This window comes from Mesonia oceanica (genome assembly GCF_902499555.1).
In the GTDB taxonomy this organism is placed as follows: Bacteria; Bacteroidota; Bacteroidia; order Flavobacteriales; family Flavobacteriaceae; genus Mesonia; species Mesonia oceanica.
The window spans coordinates 19,280-31,097 of record NZ_CABVMM010000022.1 but is presented as its reverse complement, the minus strand read 5'-3'; the positions used below and the strand labels follow the sequence as shown (position 1 = coordinate 31,097).

The 11,818-nt window shown below is 37.0% G+C and carries 7 protein-coding genes; 4 read left to right on the top strand and 3 right to left on the bottom strand.

The genetic code is table 11. The features are described 5' to 3' along the window. The coding region (locus FVB9532_RS18615) for an FIDD domain-containing protein (RefSeq protein ID WP_150546691.1) at window positions 1-3,345 on the bottom strand (3,345 nt) is incomplete at its 3' end. A 309-nt stretch (window positions 3,346-3,654) separates the two neighbouring features. Between FVB9532_RS18615 and folE the strand changes: the two genes are divergently transcribed. From folE to lgt, 4 genes are all read left to right on the top strand, one after another. Continuing rightward, window positions 3,655-4,332 carry a GTP cyclohydrolase I FolE gene (gene folE / locus FVB9532_RS18610; RefSeq protein WP_150546690.1) on the top strand — a complete coding sequence of 226 codons (678 nt, stop codon included), beginning with the start codon at window positions 3,655-3,657 and terminating at the stop codon, window positions 4,330-4,332. Between the two features lie 45 nt (window positions 4,333-4,377). Further along, entirely contained in the window at window positions 4,378-5,862 is a 1,485-nt protein-coding gene (gene cysS / locus FVB9532_RS18605; RefSeq protein WP_150546689.1) for a cysteine--tRNA ligase, read from the top strand. Between the two features lie 4 nt (window positions 5,863-5,866). Next, window positions 5,867-6,103, top strand: a complete 237-nt coding sequence (gene yidD, locus FVB9532_RS18600; protein ID WP_150546688.1) for a membrane protein insertion efficiency factor YidD — start codon at window positions 5,867-5,869, stop codon at window positions 6,101-6,103. A gap of 74 nt (window positions 6,104-6,177) precedes the next feature. Next, a complete protein-coding gene (gene lgt, locus FVB9532_RS18595; protein ID WP_150546687.1) occupies window positions 6,178-7,008 on the top strand; it encodes a prolipoprotein diacylglyceryl transferase in 831 nt (276 codons plus the stop codon). Window positions 7,009-7,635: 627 nt separating this feature from the next. Here the strand turns inward: lgt and secDF are convergent. Further along, window positions 7,636-10,644 carry a protein translocase subunit SecDF gene (secDF, locus tag FVB9532_RS18590; RefSeq protein ID WP_150546686.1) on the bottom strand — a complete coding sequence of 1,003 codons (3,009 nt, stop codon included), beginning with the start codon at window positions 10,642-10,644 and terminating at the stop codon, window positions 7,636-7,638. Between the two features lie 156 nt (window positions 10,645-10,800). Continuing rightward, window positions 10,801-11,727: a malate dehydrogenase gene (mdh, locus tag FVB9532_RS18585; protein WP_150546685.1), complete on the bottom strand. Its 927-nt coding sequence runs from the start codon at window positions 11,725-11,727 to the stop codon at window positions 10,801-10,803. Window positions 11,728-11,818 lie beyond the last annotated feature (91 nt).

The following is an 11,818-nucleotide window of genomic DNA, read 5'->3' as shown; positions in this document are numbered from 1 at the left end:
GCCCGTCTCGTAGCAGTTGCTGTTGTTGTTGCTCTCCACACGCACAAAGACCTCCTGAGGGTTCGAAAGTACATTGGAGTAGTTCGTCGGGTTGGGGATCGCCTCCGACTGGCCGGCATCTGCAGAGGCCTGGCTATCGTAATAGGTCACCGTATAGTCCGAGGCTTCCTGGCCGTCAAGCACCACTGCATTGTTCTGTGTCAGGTCAAACTCACCGTCCCCATCATTATCGCCATCGCACGACTCCAAATTACTATTTGATAAATCACCGATGGTAACTGTATTAAGAGTTACCGTGAAACTGGTTATATTATAACATTCTTCTAGTAAATTATTATCTACCCGAATATAAATTTCATATTCTCCATTATCCACTAATGGGTAGTTACTCGTATTGGTTATTTCATCTTCATTATTTTCTGCATCCTCTTCAGATTCAAAATAATTTATTATATAATTATCGGTAGTTTGCTCCCCTAGGGCTTGCGGGGTATTTTGAGAAAGGTCAAAAAACACTGCATCGACACCATTACCACAATCTTCCATATCCTCTACCTCGTATGCGTTACTCGTAAGTGCTTCTACAAAAAAGCTTCCGTTAGTGGCAACACAATCTTCATCTTCTGTATTTTCAATTCTTACAAAAATTTCTTGAGGATTATTATTCACATTTTCGTAGGTGGTAGGCTCAGTAATAGGATCAATACCCTCCTCTGCATTTTCTTGAGATTCATAATAGGTTACCTGAAATAAGTCTGGATTTGACAAGCCTTCCAAGGCTGCCTCATCGTTTTCTGTTAAATCGAACTCCCCTATTCCATCATCATCTAGATCGCAAGCATATAAATCTTCGGTAGTCCCTACATTTAAATCGCCTACGCAGACTTCAAATTGATAAACACTATAACACTCTGTAAAATTACCTTCAACTACCCCTTCAATTCTTACAAACAAATCCATACAATCTGGACTCACTTCATATTCTTCTGGATTGGTAATTGGATTCACTCTATCCTCTGCCGCTTCAGAAGACTCATAATAAGTGATTTCAAAATCCTCTGGATCTTGCCCATTAAGTACTTGTTCATTTAGTTCTAATAAATCAAAGTTCTGGGATTCCCCACCAGAGGTACAAGCGAATAAGTCGTTAGGGGCTTGCCCATCTACGATAGGGGTGGGTAAAAACTCTACGGTTACTGTATCTTCGTTTGCACAGTCACTTACCCCATCTCCATCAGGATCATAAACAAATTCTGCGGTATAATCTCCAGGTTCAGTTACTTGTAAAGTTGTTCCATTTTCGCCAGGGATTAACACCCCGTCTTTATACCAAGTGATTTCTACTCCCTCTATAATGGTTAAATCTAAATCTAAGATCACTACATCTCCTAAGCATTCTGCCCTGGGGGAAGTTTCGGCAATATCCCCACCTAAATCTATTTCACCAATATTAAAACTACCCGCTTCTAAAAATACGGCAGAATTATAAGAGCTATCCCCTCTATCACCAATAACCAATTTAATATGGTAAGTTTCTCCAGGAATCACAGCAGAGTTAGCGGTCATTATTTTAGTATAACCCCTAGAATTAATAGGTGCGGTATTAGGATCGGCTCCTACATTTCCACATCCATTCCCAAAATAAGTATCAAAGAATTGTGGGTTTGGCGGTATACTCCCACAAGGACCACCGCTTAAACAATCAAAATCAGGATTTCTTACAGTTGTTACCGCAACAGGAGTTGTTGTCCCTGGCACCAAGGCTATATTCTGGGTATTTCCATCTTCATCGGTTAAAAAGAAGCCAAAAGGATCGGAATATTGACATTGAAAACCACCATATTCATCAGATGAGAATAGAAAATTAAAACTTATTTCATCAGCAAATGTTAAAAAATCAAATTCAATAAGAGTGGCGTCATTAGATGCAGGGCCATTACCTTCTATTTCATCAATTAAATCATCTAAGTCAGAGTCCCCGTTCCATCCCCCTGAACTTTGAGTACCTGTTTCTGGCCCCGGAACTTCATTTACATTCCCTGAGTATAATACCACCCCTTCCTCCATTGGAAAAGAAGAATTATTATAATTAAAATAACCTATCCCATTATTGGTGCCTTGAGCATTTCCAGATCTCCAAGTAATATTAGAAATTTGCGCACAATCATTATTAATAAGTACATTTTCCACTAATTCTGGAACGGTATAAGTATTTTGATCTACTTCTACAGCATAGAATTGTACCTGAACTTCAAACTCAATTACAAGGGGGCATCCTTCCGAATCTGTTATAGTTAGCTCCACAGAATACGAACCTTCACTATTAAAAGTATGAGTTACTTCTAGCCCATCAGCAGTAGTACCATCATCAAAATTCCATTCATAAGTAGCATCTTCTCCAGATTCCTCAAAACTTACATCTGCCACAAAATCTATGGCTTCATTTACCGCCACATCATAGTTTGCACCATTGGTCCCCGGCAAAGATGGTTCTACGGTAAGCTCTTCCAACTCAATTAACTGACAAGGTTCCACACAATTAATCTGAGCTTGCCAACCAAATACGGGAGAAGGAATCCCATCGGGAGCAAATTCTATCGTTAAACATCCACTCTCATTTAACGCACTGGCCATTACTGTTCCAGGGCTTATTCCTGCATTATACTCGCCAATTAAAGGGGCACTTGTTGAAGAACCATCATAAATACTCATCACATCGTTTGCACTGGTTAAAAACTGAGTAAAAACCAACTGTGTTACTAAATCCGGATCATCTGAACAAAAAGTAAACACCTGCACTCCACTATCTATATAACCATTATTAGGTCCTCCATTATCATAAAACATTCCTGTACACTGCGTATAAACTCCCGTACTTTGAGGCTGATCGTAAAAAACATCATTGGAAATACAAGACACTTCTGCTTCCCATCCCGGCCCTACGTCTCCATTCGCCTCAAAAACAATCGTTAGACAGCCTGTAGCAGAAGTGGTTTCTGTAAGTGCTTCCGTAGTTGCTTTAATTTCTCCCGGAGAAGTTGTTCCTGTAAATTCCGCAAAAACCTCTCCATCTGTGTTGTTACTATTATAAATAGTTAAGGTACTATTTTCTCCCAGTTCAAATGCTGTAAAATCTAAAGCGATAAAGTCACCATCTTCCTCTGGGCAAATAGTAAACGTATAATTATCATCATCGTTGTAATCTTCATCCAATCCTCCTGAATCATAAAAAATTCCTGAACATTGCTGTATGCTTCCATCTTCTATAATAATATCTTGTGCTTGCAAAGAAGCGGTTACAAACAGTAACCAAAAAACGAAAAGTAATTGTAATTCTTTTTTCATAAGAAAATCGAGTTGTTATAACATTTTTTGAATGACTCCCTCCATACCTATCACTAAATTTAGCAGGGCATAAAAGCCTTCACCTTATAGAACAAACAAATACGAAAAATCCCCCTATTGATTTTAGGGTATTTTTAAGGAATATTTCAATAGTTTAAGAACGTAAGGTGTATGGATTCAAATTGAAGGCTGAAAAGTAAGAATTTTTTCCAAAAAATATGTTAAACACAAATACGATTTTAGTATTTCAACTCAAACTATTTCTATAATCTCTAAATTCTGTATCTTTGCACTCTTTAGAGAAGAGTTATGAAAATTGATAAACTATTGGACGATATAGAAGAAGTAGGAAACAATCATATTGGTTCCAGCACCGACAACCCTATGCGTGAAAACGCTTTTGAGTTGAGTGATTTAGAAAAAATAGAGCTTATTCAAAAAGATGTAAAGCACATTTTAGAAACTTTAGGGATGGATCTTACCGATGACAGTCTTAAAGGAACGCCTCTTCGGGTTGCTAAAATGTATGTAAATGAAATTTTTGGTGGCTTGCATCCTGATAAAAAACCAAAAGCTTCCGTTTTTGAAAATAAATACAAATACGGAGAGATGTTAGTAGAAAAAAACATTACGGTTTATTCTACTTGTGAACATCACTTACTTCCCATCGTAGGACGCGCTCACGTAGCTTATATTTCTAACGGGACGGTAGTGGGTCTTTCTAAAATGAATAGAATTGTCGATTATTATGCTAAACGGCCACAGGTGCAAGAGCGTATGACGATGCAAATTGTAAAAGAGCTTCAAAAGGCGCTGAATACCGATGATGTGGCTTGTGTGGTAGATGCTAAACATTTATGCGTCAACAGTCGTGGAATTAGAGATATTGAAAGCAGTACCGTTACCAGTGAGTTTGGCGGAAAATTTAAAGAGGCTGCTGTCCGTAGGGAATTTCTAGACTATATTAAATTAGATACCGAATTTTAAATTAAAGTTGTTTCAACTTTATCCTAAGATTTTAAAAAGCAAAAAATGCCTTTATACGAAAATCAAGAATTAAAAATCTACAATTCACTTAGTGGAGAGAAAGAAGTTTTTAAACCTTTAACCGACGGCTACGTAGGCATGTATGTTTGCGGCCCTACAGTTTACAGCAACGTTCACTTAGGAAATTGTCGTACGTTTATTTCTTTCGACTTGGTTTTTCGTTATTTAAAGCATTTGGGTTATAAAGTAAGGTACGTTAGAAACATTACCGATGCAGGGCATTTAGAAAATGATGCGGAAACCGGTGAAGACCGTATTGCTAAAAAAGCACGTTTAGAGGAAATTGAACCCATGGAAGTGGTTCAGAAATACACGGTAGATTTTCACAACATCTTATATAAATTCAACAATTTACCCCCCAGCATTGAACCAACGGCAACCGGGCATATTGTTGAACAGATTGAAATCATTAAAGAAATCATTGACAAGGGTTTTGCTTACGAAGCAAACGGATCGGTTTATTTTGATGTTTTAAAATACAACGAATCTAATCATTACGGAATTCTAAGCGGAAGAAAGCTGGAAGATATGATCGCTAACACGCGGGAACTTGCCGCGCAAGACGACAAAAAGAACCCGCAAGATTTTGCGCTTTGGAAAAAAGCCGAACCACAACACATTATGCGTTGGCCCTCTCCTTGGAGCGTTGGTTTTCCGGGATGGCATTTGGAATGTACGGTTATGAGCTCTAAATATTTAGGGGATGAATTTGATATTCATGGGGGTGGAATGGATTTAAAATTCCCTCATCACGAATGTGAAATCGCTCAAGGGCAAGCCGCTACCGGTAAAAATCCCGTAAATTATTGGATGCATGCTAACATGCTTACCCTTAACGGGAAGAAAATGGCGAAAAGTACCGGTAACAATATTTTACCAAAGGAACTTTTTTCAGGAGATAACGATGTGTTAAGCAAATCTTACTCACCAAGCATTGCCCGTTTTTTTATGTTGCAGGCTAATTACAGAAGTATTTTAGATTTTTCTGATGAAGCGCTTGGAGCAGCAGAAAAAGGATTTCATAAATTAATGGATGCCGTAGCTTTAATACCAAACTTGCCTACTTCAAAAAACTCTTCTGTAGCTATTGCTGAATGGAAACAGAAGTGTTATGATGCGATGAATGACGATTTCAACAGTCCGGTTTTAATTGCCAACCTTTTTGAAGCGGTTAAAATAATCAATGCTGTTGAAGCTAAAAAAGCAACGCTTACTGCTGAAGATTTAAAAGAACTAAAAGAAAGCATACACAGCTTTATTTTTGACGTATTAGGCCTAGAAGCCGTAACTGCTTTAGAAAACAATCAGGATAGTGAACGTTTAGCTAATGTGGTAGAATTATTAATTGAACTTCGTGCTAAAGCACGTGCCAATCGTGATTTTGAAACCGGTGATAAGATTAGGGATGAGCTCGCCGCTAATGGAATTCTATTAAAAGACAGTAAAGAAGGTACCACCTTCAGCTTATAAAATAATGTTTAAAAAGATATTGATAGCTCCTTTTTTATTTCTCATTAAGGGCTATCAATATCTTATTTCCCCACTCACTCCGGCAACATGTAGGTTTCAGCCCACTTGCTCGCATTATACTGCCGAAGCTTTAAAAATTCACGGATTATGGAAAGGAAGCAAACTCGCCTTCCACAGAATTAGACGATGCCATCCTTGGGGCGGCTCCGGTTACGATCCTGTTCCTCCAAAAGAAGATTAGAAGTTTTTGAGAAGTCGGTGTATAAAAAACTTCAAATACCTATATTTACACTTCAAAATAATTAAAATTCAACTATGCTTTTTTCAGCTATCGTTTGGGATCCTTCAAAAGGAATAGATTTAGGTTTTTTTATGATTCGCTACTACAGCTTAATGTATTTGGTGGCTTTTGTACTAGGTTGGTACATTATGAAAAAATTCTATAAAAATGAAAACATTGCTGAAGAAAAATTAGACCCTCTATTTATTTATGCGGTTTTAGGAACGCTTATCGGAGCCCGCTTAGGTCACGTTCTATTTTATCAAACAGAATTATTATGGGAAGATCCTTTATCGGTTATTTTACCTTTTCAATTTTCTCCAAAATTTGAATTTACCGGATTTAGAGGCTTAGCTAGTCATGGAGCTGCTATTGGTATCATCATTGCGATGTATTTATACAGTAAAAAGCACCTGAAAAAAAATACCCTTTTTATTTTAGACAGGATTGTGATCCCGGTAGCCATTGGCGGTGTTTTTATTCGATTGGGAAATTTTATTAATTCTGAAATTATAGGAAAACCAACCCATAGTGATTACGGGGTTATTTTCACCCAACTTGGAGAAACTTTCCCGAGACACCCGGCCCAATTATATGAAGCAGGATGCTATATCATCGTTTTTATTATTCTATGGTTTACGTACTGGAAAACGGATAAAAAGGACAAAACCGGCTTTCTTTTTGGTTTATTTTTAGTCTTGCTTTGGAGCGTAAGGTTCTTTATAGAATTTGTAAAGGAAGCACAAGTAGAGAATCGCGCTGCTTGGTCTTTAAATACAGGCCAGTGGTTAAGTATTCCATTTATATTGCTTGGTTTGTATTTTATTTTCAGGCCGAATCATCGCACCACTGCTAGTAAAAATTAAACCTTACTTACTACTGGAATTGATCTTGATACTAATAAACATCTAAATCAAGCCCAAGCATCTGAAGAAAAGGTTCAGCTGAGGCTAATTTTATAATATCTCATAGACAACCACGCACTAAAGGATTTTCCCACCCAACCTGAAGTTTTAAACTGAGTTCGTTATCCATGTTTTTTCAGGAAAAGATTGTATTGAAATATTACCAACCATGGAAACTTCGGTACGAAATCCTTTGCAAGGATTTCACTCAGTCTCTGCAATTTTCTTAGAAAGAACTTAGTTTTATATAATTTCCCCCTCACATCTTGTCCTTTCTTCAGGCTACGAAACTTACCACTTACATTTCCTTACCCCGCCTTCTCCGAATGAATTCACTTTTAATATTCCGTGACATTCCCTTCTCAAAAGCATTTCCATTTTTACAACCTTCACATCCTACTCCACCTTTACACAACTATCATCATTACGCTATAGTTAGGGTAACTTACATAGCAGAAGGTACATTCTAAGGAAAGAGCTTTCTTTTTTGATAGCGAAATTCATTCGATAAGGTAATCTAATGCAAAAAACAAAAAGGCTATCAACAAAATTGATAGCCTTTTCTATTACTTAAAGAAAAAGTTCTTATTACATTAACTCTTCCTCATTTTCTTCTTCCTCTTTCCTTTTTAAAAGATCTGCACTCTTACTTTTCGCTGTATCATACATAATCGGAGTAGCAATAAATAGAGAAGAATACGTACCTACCACTACACCAATAATTAAGGCAAACATAAATCCTCTAATGCTTTCCCCTCCAAAGATGAAGATAGCCAACAATACAATTAAGGTTGTCAAAGAGGTATTTACAGTACGACTTATGGTACTATTTAATGCAGAATTAATAGTCTTACTAAACGGCCAAGAATGGTATTCATTAAAATACTCCCTAATCCTATCGAAGACTACCACCGTATCATTCAGTGAGTAACCAACGACCGTCAAGATGGCTGCAATAAAGGCTTGATTGATTTCCATGTTGAACGGCATAAAGCTGTAGGTTGCAGAGAACACCCCTAAAATGATTAACACATCATGGAATACCGCAACTACGGCACCTAAACTAAATTGCCATTTTTTAAACCTAAATAAGATGTAAAGGAACACCACGATTAGCGAACCGATTACAGCAAAATAAGAAGCACTCTTAATGTCATCTGCAATGGTAGGACCTACTTTAATGGCAGACATCACTCCGTAAGTACTTTCGGTATTGGTCACATTAAAATCATCATAAGTAGTTCCGCTAGGCAAATAAGGCTTTAAGGTTTGGTAAAGCTTTTCTGAGATTTCATTATCAACTTCAGTTCCTTCTTGCTCTACTTTATATTTAGTGGTAATTTTTAACTGATTGTCTGCACCATAAGTTTTCGCTTCGGCACTTCCAAAAGTTTCAATTAAATCTGCTTCAATTTCAGTTGGATTAACAGCTTGATCAAATCTTACCGTATATGTTCTACCTCCTAAAAAGTCAACGCCTTGGTTCAAGCCTACCGTTGCTAAAGAAATTAAACTCGCTACAATAGCAATTCCAGAAACCACATAGGCGATCTTTCTTTTGGCGATAAACTTGATATCTACGTTTTTAAATAAGTTTTTAGTAGCTGCTGTTGCAAATGCAAGCGACTTACCATTTTTACCATAACCATCAATAAATAAACGGGTAATAAAAATTGCCGTAAATAAAGAAGTACAAATACCTATTAACAAGGTAGTGGCAAAACCTTTAATTGGTCCGGTACCGAATACTAATAGAATTACACCTGTAAGACCTGTTGTAATATTCGCATCTAAAATGGAAGATAACGCGTTACTAAACCCATCTTTAATGGCTTCGTATTGAGCTTTACCTTTATCTAACTCTTCCCGTATCCTTTCAAATATAAGTACGTTCGCATCTACCGACATACCAATGGTCAATACAATACCGGCAATACCAGGTAAGGTGAGTACGGCTCCAAGACCGGCTAGAATTCCGAAAATAAATAAAATGTTTACCGCTAAAGCCACATCGGCAAAAGCTCCTGCTTTTCCGTAATAGAAAAGCATCCATAGAAGCACGAAAGCTAAAGCTATCACAAAAGACATAATACCTGAGTCAATTGCTTCTTGACCTAATGATGGTCCTACTACTTCACTTTGTACAATATCTGCTGAAGCCGGTAATTTACCAGCTCTTAATACGTTTGCTAAATCTTTTCCTTCAGCAACGGTGAAATCTCCTGAAATCTGACTTCTTCCTCCTGAAATTGGTCCATTACTTAAACCAGGAGCTGAGTAAACTACATTATCTAAAACAATAGCAATTTGAGTTCCTTGTTGGTAAGCTTTTGTAGTCATTTCTTCCCACTGCTTAGCTCCTTTACCATTCATATTCATGGAAACCACAACTCTACCTAATTGATCATATGTTTGACGTGCATCTGTAATCACACTTCCACTTAAATCAGGCTTTCCTGTTTTATTCCCTTTTAATGCATAAAGATCTACTAACTCACTGTCTTTAACAGGCTTACCCCATACAAATTTCGCATAGCGTTGATCACCACTTAACAATGACTTCACTTGTGGCATTCTTAAATATTCACCTACAGTAGCGGTATCTTTTATTTTAAAACTTGCAATGATTGGACCTCTTTGGCTACCCGGCGCTTGAATTAAATCCAACAATGGATTTTCTCCCTGGTCGGCAGTTTCATCTTCTTCTGCATTTTCCAATAACTGTTCAAAATCATCCCCTTCTGAAGTTTCTGTTGAATCTGTTTCTGTAATTACTTCTTCAGTTTCAGGTTTTAAAATCAGCTTCAGTTTTTCATTAGCTTGCCCTAAGAAAGGAAAAATTTCTTCAGCTCTGTATACGTGCCAAAACTCTAATTGAGCTGTACTTTGTAAAAGATTTTTTACACGCTCAATATCTCTTGCTCCCGGAAGTTCTACTAAAATTCTACCAGAATCCCCTAAACGCTGAATATTAGGTTGGGTAACTCCAAATTTATCGATACGCTTACGAAGTACTTCGAAGGCAGAAGTAATACTTTCATCTACTTTTCTTCTTAATACACTTTTTACTTCTTGGTTAGAAGAATCAAAGTTGATCCCGTCTTCGTAAAGTTCTTTGGTTGCAAAAATATCTGGAGAAGCTAACTTCGCATCGCTGTTTTCTTCAAAAGCTTGAAAGAAAAGATCTAAATAATCATCTTGACTTTCTGCTTGTAAGTTATCTGCTTTTGCTAAAGCTTCATTGAAGGCAGGGTTTTGAGAATTATTAGCTAATTCCCGTAGAATGTCTTTTACTGAAATTTGAAGGATTACGTTAATTCCCCCTTTTAAGTCAAGACCTTTGTTAAGTTCTTTTGCTTTAGCAGTGTTATAGGTTATTCCTGCAAAAACTTCTTCGTTACCGATAGAATCTAAATACTTGGCTTCTTCTAAATCTCTCAAAGAAGCGTAGTCTTCCTGATCTTCACTAACATGTTGTTTTGCAAAAGCCTCTGCGTCGTCCTCAACACTATTGGCAATAAAAGTAAACGAAAGTTGGTAGATACTTACCAATCCGAATAAAATTGCAAATAGTCTAATTATGCCCTTATTCTGCATTATTCCTTTAAGTTATTGATTAATCTATTTTTAAAAACGGACAAATATAGGGTTTCAAATATGAAATGCCAATATTTTTTTTAAGATAAATTTCACAAAAAAAGCCTGCTGATTTTTGATTATCAACAGGCTTCGGTATTTTTAGAAATTTTCGGCTTACAATTCCAACAAACCGTTAGTTTTCTTAACTCCTTCAGAGCTTTCTTTTAGTTTTGCTTTTTCAGCTTCATCTAAATCCAACTCCACTATTTTTTCAATTCCATCTTTTCCTAAGATCACAGGAACCCCAATACAAAGATCGTCAAGACCGTATTCTCCTTCTAATAAAGCTGAGCAAGGGAACATTTTTTTCTGATCACAAGCAATTGCTTGCACCAATCCAGAAACTGCTGCTCCCGGTGCATACCAAGCGCTTGTCCCTAACATTTTGGTTAGTGTTGCCCCACCAACTTTTGTATCTTCAGAAACTTGATTTAATCTATCTTCTGAAATAAATTTAGCTACAGGAACGCTATTTCTAGTGGCCAATCTTGTTAACGGAACCATTCCGGTATCGCTATGACCGCCAATTACCATTCCATCGATATCTGATGCTGGTGCTTCTAAGGCTTCTGCTAATCTATATTTAAAACGGGCACTATCTAAAGCTCCTCCCATTCCTATAATTTTATTTTTTGGCAATCCGGTAGTTTTATGTACAAGATAGGTCATGGTATCCATCGGGTTACTTACCACGATAATAGTTACATCTGGAGAATGCTTAATTAAGTTAGAAGAAACTTCTTTTACAATCCCGGCATTAATACCAATAAGCTCTTCTCTTGTCATTCCCGGTTTACGTGGAATACCACTGGTGATTACAGCGACATCACTACCTGCAGTTTTAGAATAATCGTTAGTGCTTCCTGTAATTTTGGTATCAAAACCGTTTAAAGAAGCGGTTTGCATTAAATCCATTGCTTTCCCTTCTGCAAAGTTTTCTTTAATGTCTAAAATGACTACTTCTGAAGCAAAATTTTTAATAGCGATATACTCTGCGCAACTCGCCCCAACGGCGCCTGCTCCTACTACTGTAACTTTCATTATTTTGAATTTTTAGAGATAGTTTATATTAATTTTTTAAACGCTTGCTAAAATACGAAAATGATTTCGCTTAGCGGAATATTTAAAGGCT

Excerpts from the sequence above, each read along its gene's own strand:
- folE (WP_150546690.1), top strand. The coding sequence starts at position 3,655 with ATGAAAATTGATAAACTATTGGACGATATAGAAGAAGTAGGAAACAAT.
- yidD (WP_150546688.1), top strand. The coding sequence starts at position 5,867 with ATGTTTAAAAAGATATTGATAGCTCCTTTTTTATTTCTCATTAAGGGC.
- secDF (WP_150546686.1), bottom strand. The coding sequence starts at position 10,644 with ATGCAGAATAAGGGCATAATTAGACTATTTGCAATTTTATTCGGATTG.
- lgt (WP_150546687.1), top strand. The coding sequence starts at position 6,178 with ATGCTTTTTTCAGCTATCGTTTGGGATCCTTCAAAAGGAATAGATTTA.
- mdh (WP_150546685.1), bottom strand. The coding sequence starts at position 11,727 with ATGAAAGTTACAGTAGTAGGAGCAGGCGCCGTTGGGGCGAGTTGCGCA.
- cysS (WP_150546689.1), top strand. The coding sequence starts at position 4,378 with ATGCCTTTATACGAAAATCAAGAATTAAAAATCTACAATTCACTTAGT.